At 63.4% G+C, this 15192-nt stretch carries 14 protein-coding genes; 7 read left to right on the top strand and 7 right to left on the bottom strand.

All coding sequences use genetic code 11. From position 1 onward, the window contains the following. Positions 1-59 precede the first annotated feature (59 nt). Positions 60-1028, bottom strand: a complete 969-nt coding sequence (gene egtD / locus XH93_RS27720) for an L-histidine N(alpha)-methyltransferase (protein ID WP_194469923.1) — start codon at positions 1026-1028, stop codon at positions 60-62. Between the two features lie 53 nt (positions 1029-1081). Further along, positions 1082-2335 carry an ergothioneine biosynthesis protein EgtB gene (gene egtB, locus XH93_RS27715; RefSeq protein WP_194469922.1) on the bottom strand — a complete coding sequence of 418 codons (1254 nt, stop codon included), beginning with the start codon at positions 2333-2335 and terminating at the stop codon, positions 1082-1084. A 283-nt stretch (positions 2336-2618) separates the two neighbouring features. Here egtB and grxD point away from each other — a divergent pair, with 283 nt between their 5' ends. The 6 genes from grxD to XH93_RS27685 all read left to right on the top strand — a co-directional run bounded on the left by grxD (position 2619) and on the right by XH93_RS27685 (position 8451). Further along, positions 2619-2951, top strand: coding sequence for a Grx4 family monothiol glutaredoxin (grxD, locus tag XH93_RS27710; RefSeq protein ID WP_016843475.1), 333 nt, complete (start codon positions 2619-2621; stop codon positions 2949-2951). 15 nt (positions 2952-2966) lie between these two features. Continuing rightward, positions 2967-3515 (top strand): O-acetyl-ADP-ribose deacetylase, encoded by a 549-nt coding sequence (locus XH93_RS27705; RefSeq protein WP_194469921.1) that lies wholly within the window; start codon positions 2967-2969, stop codon positions 3513-3515. Between the two features lie 43 nt (positions 3516-3558). After that, positions 3559-4836 (top strand): serine hydrolase domain-containing protein, encoded by a 1278-nt coding sequence (locus XH93_RS27700; RefSeq protein WP_194469920.1) that lies wholly within the window; start codon positions 3559-3561, stop codon positions 4834-4836. A 65-nt stretch (positions 4837-4901) separates the two neighbouring features. After that, positions 4902-6161 (top strand): serine hydrolase, encoded by a 1260-nt coding sequence (locus XH93_RS27695; RefSeq protein WP_194469919.1) that lies wholly within the window; start codon positions 4902-4904, stop codon positions 6159-6161. A gap of 21 nt (positions 6162-6182) precedes the next feature. Next, on the top strand, positions 6183-7694 hold the full coding sequence (locus XH93_RS27690; protein WP_194469918.1) for a serine hydrolase: 1512 nt from the start codon (positions 6183-6185) through the stop codon (positions 7692-7694). A gap of 211 nt (positions 7695-7905) precedes the next feature. Then, the gene (locus XH93_RS27685) at positions 7906-8451 is read left to right on the top strand and encodes a hypothetical protein (protein ID WP_139484648.1); all 546 of its coding nucleotides are present in this window, start codon (positions 7906-7908) and stop codon (positions 8449-8451) included. Positions 8452-8512: 61 nt separating this feature from the next. Here XH93_RS27685 and XH93_RS27680 read toward each other — a convergent pair whose 3' ends face one another. The 5 genes from XH93_RS27680 to XH93_RS27660 all read right to left on the bottom strand — a co-directional run bounded on the left by XH93_RS27680 (position 8513) and on the right by XH93_RS27660 (position 14347). Beyond that, the gene (locus XH93_RS27680; RefSeq protein ID WP_194469917.1) at positions 8513-9580 is read right to left on the bottom strand and encodes a low specificity L-threonine aldolase; all 1068 of its coding nucleotides are present in this window, start codon (positions 9578-9580) and stop codon (positions 8513-8515) included. Between the two features lie 177 nt (positions 9581-9757). After that, positions 9758-10375, bottom strand: coding sequence for a 30S ribosomal protein S4 (rpsD, locus tag XH93_RS27675; protein ID WP_139484650.1), 618 nt, complete (start codon positions 10373-10375; stop codon positions 9758-9760). Positions 10376-10776: 401 nt separating this feature from the next. After that, complete coding sequence (locus tag XH93_RS27670; RefSeq protein ID WP_194475353.1) at positions 10777-11730, bottom strand: helix-turn-helix domain-containing protein; 954 nt, start codon at positions 11728-11730, stop codon at positions 10777-10779. A 202-nt stretch (positions 11731-11932) separates the two neighbouring features. Then, the gene (locus XH93_RS27665) at positions 11933-12709 is read right to left on the bottom strand and encodes an HpcH/HpaI aldolase/citrate lyase family protein (protein ID WP_194469916.1); all 777 of its coding nucleotides are present in this window, start codon (positions 12707-12709) and stop codon (positions 11933-11935) included. 138 nt (positions 12710-12847) lie between these two features. Continuing rightward, positions 12848-14347, bottom strand: a complete 1500-nt coding sequence (locus XH93_RS27660; RefSeq protein WP_246799313.1) for a multicopper oxidase family protein — start codon at positions 14345-14347, stop codon at positions 12848-12850. A 228-nt stretch (positions 14348-14575) separates the two neighbouring features. On the opposite strand from XH93_RS27660, the gene XH93_RS27655 reads away from it, so the two are divergent. After that, positions 14576-15025: an ester cyclase gene (locus XH93_RS27655; protein ID WP_194469914.1), complete on the top strand. Its 450-nt coding sequence runs from the start codon at positions 14576-14578 to the stop codon at positions 15023-15025. Positions 15026-15192: the final 167 nt, after the last annotated feature.

Here is a 15192-nt window from a genome sequence, read left to right as displayed (position 1 = left end):
GACAGATGGATTGCTTCGTCGCTTCGCTCCTCGCAATGACGGGGGCGAGAGGGGTGCCCTTACTCCGCCGTCAGCGCGTGCACCGAGAACATCCTGGCCGCGTCGGTCCAGCTTTCCCGCACCGTCCAACCGGCGCTGCGGGCGAGCACGGTGAAGCGCTCCAGCGAATATTTGTAGCTGTTCTCGGTGTGAATGGTCTCGCCGGGGCGGAAGGCGAAGGTGTTGCCGAGAATGCGCACGGTCTGCGCCTTGCGGCTGATCAGGTGCATCTCGATGCGATGGCGGTCGCGGTTGTAGATCGAGCGGTGCATGAAGCTCGACAGATCGAAATTGCCGCCGAGCTCGCGGTTGATGCGCACCAGCACATTGAGATTGAAGCGCGCGGTGACGCCGGCCGCATCGTTATAGGCGTCGTACAGGGTGCGCTCGTCCTTCTCGAGGTCGACGCCGATGATCATCTGCGCGCCGTGGCCGAGGATTTTTCGGGCGCTGCGCAGGAAGCTGGCTGCTTCCTGCGGCTCGAAATTGCCGAGCGTCGAGCCCGGGAAGAAGCCGACTTTCGGCAGGTCGGCGACCTCCTCGGGCAGCGCGAACGGCGCGGTGAAATCGGCCGCGACCGGGTAGATGCCGAGATCGGGGAAATCCTTGCGCAAACCGTCGGCCTGCGCCTTCAGGAAGTCGCCGGAGATATCGACGGGCACATAGGCGCCAAACTCGCAATGCTCGAGCAGCAGCCGCACCTTGGTGGTGGCGCCGGCGCCGAACTCGACCAGCGCCGCGCCTTGCGGGATGATCGCCGCGATCTCGTCGCCGCGGTCGCGCAGGATGCCGAGCTCGGTGCGCGTCGGATAATATTCCGGCAGCACCGTGATCTGCTCGAACAGCTCCGAGCCGGCGGCGTCATAGAAGTATTTCGGCGACAGCCGTTTCGGGTGACGGGCGAGGTCGCCGATCACGTCGCCGGCAAACGCCGAGGTCGCTTCGTCGAATGGATAGGCTTTGGCCAAAGCGGCGGCATGCACATTCATGATACTCTCCTGAACGCGCTTACCGGCGCGCACTTGATGTCGACGGGAATCAATCAGGCGTAGTCGGCGAGGCGTAACCCCGTGAATTGCCAGCGATGGTGCGGATAGAAGAAATTGCGATAGGTGACGCGGCTGTGACCTGGCGGCGTCGCCAGCGATGAGCCGCGCAGCACCAGCTGATTCACCATGAATTTTCCGTTATATTCGCCGAGCGCACCCTCGATCGCGCGGTAGCCCGGATAGGGCGAGTATGAGCTGCGGGTCCACTGCCAGACGATGCCGTAGGCGTCGTTGAGCAGGCCGGCGCGGGCGGCGACCTCCCATTCCATCTCGGTCGGCAGATGCTTGCCGGCCCAGCGCGCAAACGCGTCGGCTTCGTAATAGCTGACGTGGCAAACCGGGGCGTCAGGGTCGATCGGCTGCAGGCCGCCGAGCGTCATGATCTTCCACTCGCCGTCGATATCACGCCAATGGCCGGGGGCCTGCCAGCCCTCGTTGCTCACGGTCGCAAATCCGTCCATCAGCCACAGCGTCGCGGTCGCATAGCCGCCGTCCTTCATGAAGGCGAGCCATTCGGCATTGGTGACGAGGTTCTTCGCGAGCTTCACGGGGCCGACCAGCGCGCGATGCGCGGGCTTCTCATTGTCGAAATGGAAGCTGTCGTCGGCATGGCCGACGGTGTGAATGCCTTCGTTCAGCGTCACCCACTGCTCGGTGCTGCCATTGGAGGCCGGGAAGCGCCAGGCCGGATCGTAGGCCGGCGGAATCGGGTTCTGGGCGAAGGCATGCAGGATGTCGGTGTACATCAGCTCCTGATGCTGCTGCTCATGATTGAGGCCGACCTCGACCAGCGGCACCAGCGCCTGCAGCTTCTCTTCGCCCGCGCTTTGGAAGAACTTCACCACCTCGGCGTCGACATGGCGACGATAGGCGGTGACCTCGTCGGCGCTCGGACGGGTCAGATGGCCGCGCTGATGGCGGGCGTGCCGCGGGCCGGCGCTGACGTAATAGGAATTGAACAGATAGGCGTAGTCGGGGTGAAACGGCGTGTAGCCGGCGACGTGTTCACCGAGCAGAAACTGCTCGAAGAACCAGGTGGTGTGGGCGCGGTGCCATTTGGCGGGGCTCGCGTCCGGCATCGACTGGATCAACTGGTCTTCGGGTGACAGCGGCGCGGCCCGGCGCTCGGTCTCGTCGCGGACCGCGCGGTAGGCGTCCACCAGCCGCTGGGCGAGCGGAGCGGAATCGGAGGACGGTGACGGGGGGGCGGTGGCAAGGGCGGCCGCAGCAGAGGCTGGTTTCGTCACGATGGTCTCCGGTTCAGGGGGAGAACGTTGCTTTGGCGAACTGGTTCCCGACGGGCAGTTCGTCCTAGATGGGGGCTCCGTTACGGAAAAAAAGCCTTACACGGATGATATTAGTCCCATCAGATGATCCACAGGCGGCGGGGCCCGGCGCCGGCCGCATGTCAGATTTCTGCCATTTTGCTTTGGATGCACAATGGTTTGAGCTACATATATAGCCAGTCACGGGTTAGAAGGGCGGGCCGGCCCGAAACGGCTTGAGAGCGCCGCCCACAAGGAAGCGAAAATGAGCATCGAGCAATTCATCGACAATGAAGTGAAGTCGAACGACGTCGTGCTGTTCATGAAGGGTACGCCGCAATTCCCGCAGTGCGGGTTTTCCGGCCAGGTCGTGCAGATCCTCGACCACATCGGCGTCGGCTACAAGGGCCTCAACGTTCTCGAATCGGCCGAGCTGCGCAACGGCATCAAGGTCTATTCGAACTGGCCGACGATTCCGCAGCTCTACGTGAAGGGCGAGTTCGTCGGCGGTTGCGACATCATCCGCGAGATGTTCCAGGCCGGTGAATTGCAGCAGCTGTTTGCCGACAAGGGCATCCCGGTCGACGTTGCTGCCTGATTTGGCGGCCCGATCTTGACGGCGCGCCAGCTCGGCAACGCGCGGCTCGAAGTCATCGTTGCCGACATCACGACGCTTCGCGTTGACGCCATCGTCAACGCGGCGAATTCATCGCTCCTCGGCGGTGGCGGTGTCGACGGCGCGATCCATCGCGCCGCCGGGCCGGAGCTGCTCGCCGAGTGCCGCACGCTTCACGGCTGCAAGGCCGGTGATGCCAAGATCACCAGAGGCTACCGGCTTCCTGCCAGCCATGTGATTCACGCCGTCGGCCCGATCTGGCACGGCGGCGCCCAGAACGAGGATGCGCTGCTCGCATCCTGCTATCGCCGCGGCATCGAGCTCTGCCAGGCCAACGGGCTCGGCTCGGTGGCATTTCCGGCGATTTCCACCGGCGTGTATCATTTCCCGCCGGACCGCGCGGCCGGCATCGCGGTCAAGGCCGTGGCCGACGCCCTCGGGACCGCTCCCAATGTGACGCATGTCATCTTCTGCTGCTTCTCCGCCGCAAGCGGCCAGCTGCATGAGGCCGCATTGTCCGCCTTTGGCAGCCCTTGTGCTGATTGATGCGGCCGCTACACTTCCCCGTGATATCCGGGGAGGGATTTGCATGAGTTCATTTCGATTGCTGTGTGCCGCGGCGGCTGGCGCAATGCTGCTCGTGGCGCCGGCGGCGCGCGCCGAGGGTACCTACGAGATTCCGGCGGGGGCGCATTTCAACAAGGACAAGCTCGCCAAGATCAGCGAGTTCTTCAAGAACGAGGTCGCGACCGGCAAGATTCCCGGCGCGATCGTGCTGATCCAGCAGCACGGCAAGCCGGTCTACCACGAATCCTTCGGCGTGCAGGACGTGGTCAGCAAGGCGCCGATCACCGACCAGACCATCTTCCGGCTGGCTTCGATGACCAAGGCGATCACCGCCGTGGTCTCGATGCAGCTGCTGGAGGAGGGCAAATACAAGCTCGACGATCCGGTCTCGAAATACATTCCCTCGTTCGCCAATATGAAGGTCGGCGTCGAGAAGGGCGAAGGCGAAAACAAGACGCTCGAACTGGTGCCGCTGAAGCGGCCGATCACGATCCTCGATCTGATGACGCACACATCGGGCGTCACCTACGGCTTCTATGGCAACAGCCTGGTCCGCAAGGCCTACAAGGAAGCCAATATCTACGGCGGCGATTTCGACCTCGCCGAATTCGCCGAGCGGATCGCCAAACTGCCGCTGCACAATCAGCCCGGCGAGCTCTGGCAGTACGGCCATTCCACCGACATTCTGGCCCGCGTGATGGAAGTCGCCACCGGCAAGTCGCTGCTGACGATCGAGCGCGAGAAGCTGCTCGATCCGCTCGGCATGAACGACACCCGCTTCTTCGTCACCGATCCGGCGAAGCAGAAGCTGATGGCCGAGCCGCTGCCGACCGACAGCGATTTCCGGGTCGGCCGGGTCAACGATCCGACCAAGGTCAAGAAATGGGAATCCGCCTCCGGCGGCATGGTCTCGACCATGCACGACTATTCGCGGTTCGCGCAGATGCTGCTCAATGGCGGCACCTTCGACGGCAAGACCTATCTGAAGCCCGAGACCTTCAAGGAACTGACCACCGACCGGGTCGGCCCGGGCTCCGGCGTCGAGCGCGATTTTTTCTACTTCCCCGGCGACGGTTTTGGGTTCGGGCTCGGCATCGGGGTGCGGACCGATCCGGGCAACGCCAAGCCGCCGCCGCCCGGTGACCTCGGCGAGCTGAAATGGGATGGCGCCAGCGGCTGCTATTTCGTGATTGACCGCAAGCAGGACATGTTCTTCGTCCTCTTGGAGCAGACGCCGACCGAGCGGCAGCGCGTCCAGCGGACGCTGAAACTGCTGGTCTATGAAGCCATGGAAAACTAGAGCGTTTTCGAGCGAAGTGGATACCGGTTCGCGTGCAGAAAACGCGCCCAAATAAAGGATTCGACATGCGTGGGTGCCGCGCGGTCGTCGCGGCACTCCTGCTCGCGTTCGGCGCATCGGGTGTGAAGGCCGGCTCCGTGGGCCGGCCGCACAGCTTCTCGCCGGAGGGCCTAGCCAAAGTCTCCGACTACATCAGAAACGAGATCGTGACCGGGAAGATTCCCGGCGCGATCCTGCTGCTTCAGCAGCACGGCAAGCCGGTCTATTACGAGAAATTCGGGGTGCGCGACGTCGCCACCGAGTTCTCGATGAGCGCCGACACCATCTTCCGCCTCTACTCGATGTCGAAGCCGATCACGACCGTCACCGCAATGATGCTGGTCGAGGAGGGCAAGCTCGCGCTGAGCGATCCCGTCTCGAGATACATCCCGGCCTTTGCCGACATAAAGGTCGCGGTGGAGAAGCGTGGTGAGGACGGCAAGCTGGCGATGACGACCGAGCCGCTGAAGCGTCCGGTCACGATCGAGGACCTGATGCGCCACACCGCCGGATTGCCTTACGGCTATTACGGCGGCGGCCTCGTCAACAAGGCCTACGCCGATGCCGGCCTGTTCGACAACGATCCCTCCAATGCCGACCTGGTGGCGCGGCTGACCAAGCTGCCGCTCGCCGAGCAGCCCGGCACGGTCTGGGACTACGGCCATTCCACCGACGTGCTCGGCCGCATCATCGAGGTGATCACGGGAAAGACGCTGTTCGCCTTCGAGAAGGAGCGGCTGCTCGGCCCGCTCGGCATGAACGACACCGAATTCTATGTCGCCGACAAGGCGAAATGGCCGTTGATCGCCGAGCCGATGCCGAAGGATCGCGTGATCAGCCCGGTCGCCGAGATGCGGGATATCAAGCAGCCGCTGCGCTGGGAATCCGGCGGCGGCGGCATGGTCGGCACCATCGGCGACTACGCGCGGTTTTCGCAGATGCTGCTGAACGGCGGCAGCTATGGCGGCCGGCGCTATCTGAAACCGGAAACCATCGCGCTGATGGCGTCGGACCATATCGGCCCCGAGACCGGGGTGATCCGTGACCAGAACTTTTACCCGGGGCCGAATTCGGGCTTCGGCCTCGGCTTTGCCGTCCGCACCTCGGTGCCGCCGAACACCAATTGGCCGCTCGGCGAATATCGCTGGGACGGCGTCGGCGGCACGTTCTTCTTCATCGATCCCGCGGACGATCTGTTCGGCATCCTGATGATGCAGACGCCGACGCAGCGCGGCCGGATCCAGCAGGAGCTCAAGACGTTGATCTATCGGGCGATGGGGCGGTAGATTTGATGCAAGGGGGAGATCGTGAGAACGAAGCTCACGCTCCACAGGCTGATTGCGCTCGCCATCCAGCTTGCCGTCGTGCTCGCATGCCGCGCGGCTCTGGCCGAAGAGCCCCGCCAGGGCGATGCTGAGGTCATGCAACGCATCGAACGCATCGCGCATGGCTTGAGGACCGCTGTCATCGTCGACGGCGATGCCCCGATGAACCTGTCGGACCGGATGAACGCGCTCCACGTTCCCGGCGTCAGCATCGCAGTCATGCATGGCGCCGCCGTCGAATGGGCGCGCGGTTTTGGTACCACCGCAATCGGCGGTCCACCGGTTGGCGCCGAGACGCTGTTCCAGGCGGCCTCGATCAGCAAGCCGGTGACGGCCGTCGCCGCACTGGCGCTGGTCCCGGCCGGCAAGCTGAACCTCGATGCCGACGTCAATCTCGCGCTGAAGAGCTGGAAGATTCCGGAGAGCCCGCTCTCCACCGAGTCCAAAGTGACGTTGCGACGGCTGCTCAGTCATTCGGCCGGGATCTCGGTCTCGGGCTTCGCGGGCTATCAGGCCGGCAAGCCGGTCCCGTCGCTGATCGAGGTTCTCAACGGCGCGCCGCCCGCGAACAGCGCACCTGTCAGGATCGAGCACGAGCCCGGCAAGCAGTTTCAATATTCCGGCGGCGGCTACACCATTGTCGAGCAGCTGCTGATGGACGTCACCGGCCGGCCGTTTCCTTCGCTGCTCGAGGACACCGTCCTCGCGCCGTTCGGCATGACGCACAGCAAATTCGAGCAGCCGCTATCTGCGGATCGCTTGCAGATGGCGGCTACGCCCTACCAGCCGGACGGCGCTCCGGTGCCGGGCGGCCCGCATGTCTATCCGGAATTGGCCGCGGCCGGATTGTGGACGACGCCGACCGACCTCGCGCATTTCGCGCTCGCGGTGGTGAATGCGCTGGCTGGCCGCGACAACGCGGTTCTGCCGCAGCCAATGGCGGCCGAAATGCTGTCGCCGGTGCTTGGCAGCGCCGCAGGCCTTCCGCCGGGTCTCGGGACCTACGGATTGGGCTGGCTGGTGCGCGGCGCGGCGCCGCATCGCCAGTTCTGGCACAACGGAGGCAACGCCGGCTTCTTCAGCACGATGGCGATCTTCGAGAACGGCGATGGCGCGGTTGTGATGACCAATGGCGACGGCGGTCAGGTTCTGGTGGACGAGATCCTGCGCGGCCTTGCGGTCGAGTACCGTTGGCCCGATCGCCAGCCCCGGATCAGAAAGCTCGCCGCCGTGAACCCGCAGGCGCTGGATCGCCTGGTCGGCACGTATCAGCTCACGCCGGAGTTTGCGATCCGAATTACGCGCGACGGAGATCGCCTGTTCAGTCAGGCAACAGGGCAGGCGCGCTTCGAAGTGTTTCCTGAAAACGATCGCGACTTTTTTTTCAAGGTCGTCGATGCGGTACTGTCGTTCGACGCCGATGGTCCAGCGGCCGCGGCGCAACTGATCCTTCACCAGAACGGCAGGGATCTGATCGCGAAACGGGTCCAGTAGCCCCACAGCCACGATCTCCCTGACCGCAGGATGATTTAAGCTTTCATTGCCAGGCGATGCTGCTAAGCCCCAGTCTCAGCGGATGAAATCGATCCGGGTCGCGATGGCATTGGCCGAATATTAACAAAGGTTGTGGGGCAGACTTACTCGCTAACAGATTGCAAACGGTATTCGTCCGATGATGGCCCGAATCCCCATTCGGAGGTGTCATATGGACGCCAGGCTCATTTCTACGCTGGGCGCTTTAGGTCTGGCCGGCGGCTATGTCGTCTACGACACGTCGAACTCCGATCCCACTGTTTATCCCTATTCCAGGCAGCAGGCCCAGACCATGCTGGTGGCTGCGAAGACCACGCTTCCAAGGCGCGACAAGAGCGGGCAGATCGAGATCTGGAGCACCGGTCGCTCGAGCAAGGGCGTCATGCTCAACATGAAATATGCAAGCAAGGCGCCGCTCATCACATGCGACGTTGCGATCACGGACGTCGGGCCCGACAAGGTCCGTGTCGTTCCGGATTGCGGCGCCGATCCGAAGCAGGAGTCCGCGATCAATCGGACGTCTGAGGAACTGCGCGTCCCCATGTTCGCGGAGCATGTCGAGGCGACGCTCAACAAGCGAGAATTCAGCCGCGAGCGGGTCAGTCGGAAGGAAGTTGCGATTACGTTCAAGAACCTGAACGAAATGCAGAACGAAGCGCTGCAAACATACGCGGATGAGCAGCGGTTGCTGCACGACACGTATTCCACGAAGCGGTAAGGATGGCCGTTCCGCCAGTTTCGTAGCCCGGATTTCGCTGCGCTCCATCCGGGCCACGGAGCTACGCCGCGCGCACGATGTCCCTGACGTGGCCGATCGCCTCGTCGATCATTGCAGCAGTCACGTCGAGATGGGTGCAGGCCCTGATCCTTCCGTCCATCATCGCCAGCATCACGCCGCGCTTGCGTAGCTCAGCGACCATCCTGTCGCCGGCGACACCGGCCCCGTCAGGCTTGAAGAACACCAGGTTGGTCTCGGGCGCCTGCACCTCGATGCCGTTGATCTGCGACAGTCCGCGCGCCAGAGCCCGCGCATTGGCGTGGTCGTCGGCAAGGCGCTCGACGTGATGATCGAGCGCGTGGATGCAGGCGGCGGCCGCGACGCCGGATTGCCGCATCGAGCCGCCGAGCCGCTGCTTCCAGCGCCAGACGTCGTCGATGAAGGCGCGGCTGCCGGCAATCGCGCCGCCGATCGGCGCGCCGAGCCCCTTGGAGAAATCGATCCAGGCCGAATCCCAGCCGGCCGTCATGTCGCGCGGCGAGATGCCCGAGGCGACGGTGGCGTTCAAGAGGCGCGCGCCGTCCATGTGGGTGGCGAGACCGTGGGCTTTTGCGATGCGCACGATCTCGTCGAGCGCCGCCTTCTTCCAGATCGTGCCGCCGCCGATATTGGCGGTCTGCTCGACGCTGACCAGCACCTGCGGCGGCTGGTAGCGGGTGCGCGGATGCAGCGCGGCGCGGAACGTCTCCGGCGCGAACTGGCCGTCATCGCCCGGCAGCGGCGTGATCTGGAAGCCGCCGAGCGCGGCATGGGCGCCGCCCTCGCGCGCGATGATGTGCGCGGTCGCATGCGCCAAAATCTCGTCGCCGGGGCGGCAATAGGCCAGCGTGGCCGCGACGTTGCACATCGTGCCCGACGGCATGAACACCGCCGCTTCCTTGCCGAGCAGGTCGGCAACGCGGGCGTTGAGCTCATTGGTGGTCGGATCGTCGCCGACCTGCTCGTCGCCGACCTCGGCCTTCGCCATCGCCTCGCGCATTGCTGGTGTGGGCTTGGTTTGCGTGTCCGACAACAGGTTGATGCGGACGGGCGGAGCCTTGGGGTCGGGCGGGGCAGGGGTGTAGTGCATGTGGCATTCTCTCCAGTGTCATTCCGGGATGGTCCGAAGGACCAGACCCGGAATCTCGAGATTCCGGTTCACGCTCCGCGTGCCCCGGAATGACATCCGTGTTTGACCACCGATCCTAGCCAAACAAAAAGGCCCCGGCAAAACCGGGGCCTTTCGTATTTCGCATCGCTGAGATGATCAGCGCGAATAGAATTCGACGATCAGATGCGGCTCCATCTGCACCGGGAACGGCACGTCGGAGAGGCCGGGGATGCGCGCGAACTTCGCGGTCATCTTGGAGTGATCGACCTCGATGAAGTCAGGCACGTCGCGCTCGGGCAGCTGGGTTGCTTCCAGCACCGGGGTGAGCTGCTTGGAGGATTCCTTGACCTCGATGGTGTCGCCGACCTTCAGCATGTAGCTGCCGATGTTGACCTTGCGGCCGTTCACCTTGACGTGGCCGTGGTTGATGAACTGGCGCGCGGCGAACATCGTCGAGACGAACTTCGAGCGATAGACCACGGTGTCGAGACGGCGCTCCAGGAGGCCGATCAGGTTCTCGCCGGTGTCGCCCTTGAGGCGGCTGGCCTCGACATAGATGCCGTGGAACTGGCGCTCGGAAATGTTGGCGTAGTAGCCCTTGAGCTTCTGCTTGGCGCGGAGCTGCACGCCGAAGTCGGAGAGCTTGCCCTTGCGGCGCTGGCCGTGCTGGCCGGGGCCGTATTCCCTGCGGTTCACAGGGCTCTTCGGGCGGCCCCAGATATTCTGGCCCATGCGGCGATCGATCTTGTACTTCGCCTCACTGCGCTTTGTCATCGCGGTCCTCTTTGCATAGCCGTCGCGCAAGGCGCCGGCGTTTTGTTAGTTTCAGGTTTGAGGAGACGCGCCCTCCTGTGTACCGGCCCAAGGGCCTGTACCGACAGATCCGCCTCGAAAGCTCGAGGACGAACCACGGGTCGCGAAACGCTTCGCGGGCCGAAACCGGCCCGCGAGCAGGGGAGGTCTTAAGGAGAAACCGCCGTCCTGTCAAACAAAAGACAGGGCATTTTGGGCCGATTTGGCACCAAAATGGTCGTTTTTGCCCTTTCGGAGGCTAGGAGCCGTCGCTTGTGGCCGGCCAAACGTCAGCTCGTGGTCGGATCGCACGGCAATCGGGCAAAAAACCGGCGCTTACCGCCGGTATTGGCGAGCGGCCGGGCATCCATCGCTGGGCCGGTCTAGCTCGTTCCGCTCAGCGTCTGCGACGGATACTCGCCGAACATCGCGCGGTAATACTGCGCGAAACGCCCGAGCTCGATAAAGCCCTGCTCGAGCGCCACCTCGGAAACCGTGGTCTGCTTGGGCCTGCTTTGGCGCAAGATGGAATGGATCGCGCAAAGCCGCTTGTGGCGGAGGAACGTAACCGGCCCGATGCCGAACACTTCGTGGAACGCGCGGTGCAGACTTCGCCGCGAGACAGCGAAGGCGGAGCAGATTTCCGAGACATGGACCGGGCGGGATCCCGCCGCCTCCAGATATTCCTCGATGTTGCGCACCAGCTTCATGGCAGACGGCAGATAGCCGGAATCGTCGCGGGGCAGCGAAGCTGCGACCGGCTCGGTCATGCAATCGACGATCGCACGCTTCCAGAATTCGGCCGACGCCTCCGACAGCGCGCCGGGCTGCCGCGCAAGGTGCGCGACGATCTGCTGCAGCTTTCGCGCGCCTGCCATGCCGATGGCGTCGTCCGCGCGATAGTGGCGCTTCTCCAGCCAGGCTTCCGGATCGGCAAGCCGGGGCTCGCCACCGAACACGCCGGGGAGGTCGGCCAGATCGAGACGGATCGCCGCATAGGACGAGGCGCTGTGAAAAACCCCGTCATGTTCGACGGAGGGCGGGATGACGAGAACGTCCGCCGGCTGCATGTCGAAGGCCCAGTGCGTGACGCGCTCTCTGGCACTGAGCAGCATGCCAACGATCAGCTTCTCCTCGGTCGAGATGCGCTGGGTACGGACGCCGACATTGAAGGCGCCGATGCTGAGCGAGAAATCGCCGATGCCGACATGCGAGAGGGTGCCGCGCAGCCGTCCGCGCTCGAGCTGCATGACGTCGACATGCGAGCCCTTGACGGCCTGATGAAGCCCCTCAAAGCCCTCAAGTTTGCTGGTGCTGACCGACAGATGTTCGCCCATCATCTGCATGCCCCGTTACGGAAACGCGATTATTCTATTGGTTCCACGGCAGAAATCTGCCCCATCTTGTTCCCTGCGGCAACCTGTCCTCATTGTGCTAATTCGGATGGCGGATGTTCGTTACGGCTACCTCGCCGATTTTCGCTTGTTTTTCAGAGAAAGCGATGCCGACCGGGATTGGCACAAACTGCATATTGGCGGCTCACCGCCTGATCCCGGCAAACGCCGCGGCAATCCCGCGCTGGAACAGCGACCAGTCGAAGCCGAGCGCCAGCGCCGCGTAGCCGCGCTCGATCATCGCATTGGCCTGCTCGGCGGTACGCGCGACGCCGCCGATCGGCACGCCGCTTTGCATGATGCCTTGCTCGGCGCGCTGCATCAGTGCGACCACCTCGGGATCGTCGGGCAGGCCGCGCTTGTTGATCGAGGTGGCGAGGTCGCCGGGGCCGATCACCGCAAGGTCGATGCCGGGTGTCGCCATGATCTCGTCGATGCGCTCGACCGCCTCGACATGCTCGATCGTGATCATGCAGATCATGTCGTCATCGGCGGTCGCCATGTAATCGTTCATCGAGACGCCCCAGCGGAACGGGGCATGGAACGGGCCCCACAGCCGCTCGCCGTTCGGCGGATAGCGCACGCTGCGCACCGCCTTCGCGGCGTCGGCGGCGTTGCAGATCATCGGAAAGTTGATGCCGAGCGCGCCGATGTCCATCGGCGCCTTGGCCAGATGCGGCTCGTTGGCGGCGATCCGCACCATCGGCACGCAGGGCGTGCCTGAGGTCGCCACGATCATCGCATGCGCGGTGCCAAGATCGATCGGGCCGTGCTCGAGGTCGACGATGATCCAGTCCAGCGACTGCGCCATGATCTGCACGGTCTGGATGCTCGGAATGGTCGCGATCGCGCCGAAGGTCGGGCGCTTCTCGCGCCAAGCTTGTCGCAAGCGGTTGAGCGGCGTCAGCGGTGCTGATGTCAAGGCGGTCCTCCCTCGATGGGCGAAAGCAAGCTGGGGCGTGTATTCATAGACATTCGCCTTGCAGGCGCAAAGCAGACAGTTGTCTGTTCGCCGTGATCGACGGCCCTTGCGGAAACTGTGTCGGTCACCCGGGCGTATTCAAGTGACGACTTCGATGACGCCCATCATCCCCTTGTCTTCGTGATCGACCGCGTGACAATGGTAGACGAACCGGCCGACGATTGTGGGATCAGTGAACGGGATAACCACCTTGAGCATGCCTGGCCCGCGGTCGGTTGCCGGCGGCACTGAAAAAGTGTCGCGCAGACTATCATCGTTCCAGGGAGCACCGCCGACCTCCGTCACCAGGAAGGGCGTCTGGTGAATGTGAAAGCTGTGATACTGCTGATCCGTGTTGACCACCGTCCACTCTTCCGTATCGCCAAGCTTGACGGTTTGGTCGATGCGCGCCTCGTCGACGACGCGGCCGCCAATCATGAATACCTTGCGGTCGGCGGTGCGCGAATAGGATAGCGTTCGACGCCGGGCAATCGGCGCGGCGCGAACGTCGTCTATCCATTGCGAGCCGACAGCTCGTTGGCGCAAGATTTCATCCTCGGGCGACGCACCCGGCGACAAACCGCTGGAGTGGATGACCGCCAATTGCCGCTCCGGCTCCGGCGGCCGCCAGGCCTCGTTCTGAAAGGAAATCGTTCGCATCGGGTATTCTCCCGGCGGCGGGCCGACCGCAATGGCATCGATCCGCTCGCCGGGGCCGATAAAGAACTCTGTCACCTTGCGCGGCTGCGACAACGCATGCCCATCGGTTGCTACGACGTATAGCGGTACGCCCTCGACACGAAATTTGTAGAAATCCGACGCTCCGATGTGCGCGATACGCCAAAATTGCATTTCGCCGGGGCGCATGGCGACGGCGGGATTGATCTGACCATTGATCGAAACCAGCTCGTGTTCATCGTCAAACTTGACGTGCTTGATCAGAAAAAAGCGTTCCGGCAATCCGTGCAGCAGCGGGAAAAGTTGATCGATACCATCGACGACCAGAGCGCCCGACATGCCGCCAAGGATTTGATCGTCGACGAAGCCGTGTGCATGGGGGTGGTACCAGAACAAGCCCGGACCTTGGCGGCCGGCCGCGGGGATGCTTACCCGGTATTCGAATGTTTCGCCGGGCTGAACATGAACGAATACGTTATCGCTATTGCCTTGTGGCGACACGCTCATGCCGTGAAAGTGCAGGTTCGACGCGGTGCCGGAACCGGTACAAATAGGGCCTACATAGCCGGGACGATCAAGTCCGGAGGTCAAATTGTTGCGGAAGGTAGTCCGCAACGTGTCTCCCAAGCGCACGCGTAGTATCGGCGGCACATAGGCGCCGTTGTACAGCAGTCCGGCAAACGCGCGATCGCCGAGCTGCACCTGCCCGGGCGCTGCCGCAATCGCTGTATCCAGCATGCCGTTAGCGCTGGATATCTCCGGTGGCTGGATGAGCGGCTCGGGTGCTGGTGTCTTGGGCTGCGAACGCGCCCTCATGGACGGGCCAAGCGACAGCAAACCGCCGGCCGCGGCCGTCCCGCCGACGAAACCACCTGCGGCCTTGATGAACGAACGGCGGTTGAGCGTCGAGGACCGGCGCATTGCATCCCTCACCACACGAAAGGCTACGGCACACGATATTGGATTTCTATGGCGTTAATTTGCATCCTGCCATCAAGCCGACCTGGAGCACTTTCTCGGCGGAAACAACAGAGTTGGAATTCCACGACAAGAACCGGAGTTTGGCCGATTGGATTCAGACGTAAACGCTCTCCCGGGTCGCTGGCGACGCCGGCGATCTTTGACGAGTCTGATCAAGGAGCCATCCGAATGAGCAAGCAAGATGATAACAAGGCGGTGGTCGGCCGCTGGTTCACCGAGTTTTGGGGCAAGTCCGTCAACCTCGGTGTTATCGACGAGATCGCCGCGCCCGACATGCTGTTGAAATATTCGCTGCACGAGCCCCGCCGCGGACGCGACGACATCAGGGCGTTCATGACCGATTTCCGCGCTGCGTTCCCCGATCTCAATTTCTGGGGAACGGCCGATCTGATTGCGGAGGGCGACTACGTCGTCGGTCAGTGGGAAGGCGGCGGCACCCACACCGGGCCCGCTTTCACGGACTTCCTGATCGGCGGCCTGCCGGCCGCGACCGGGCGCAAGATGCACTTCACCGGCACCACCGTGCTGAAGGTCGTGGGCGGCAAGATCGTCGAGGAAGTCGGTCTCGACGATGGTGTCACCGCGCTGACGCAGCTCGGGCTGCTGAAGGCCGCGTAATCGGTCCATAGCGACGTCAAGCGAGGCTCGCACCGGTTCGCGGGCCTCGCCGTGCCGTTCGGAAATCGGGTGGCAGCGTTGGCCATCCTGTGGCGCTATGCAATCGATGAACGTGAACCTGTCAGTAGCTCGTGATCTGTCGCCTGTTTGTAGCTCGTGAAGTGTCG

It is taken from the genome of Bradyrhizobium sp. CCBAU 51753, from assembly GCF_015291565.1.
GTDB classification, from domain to species: domain Bacteria; phylum Pseudomonadota; class Alphaproteobacteria; order Rhizobiales; family Xanthobacteraceae; genus Bradyrhizobium; species Bradyrhizobium ivorense.
This window is presented reverse-complemented; position numbering and strand designations above follow the sequence as displayed.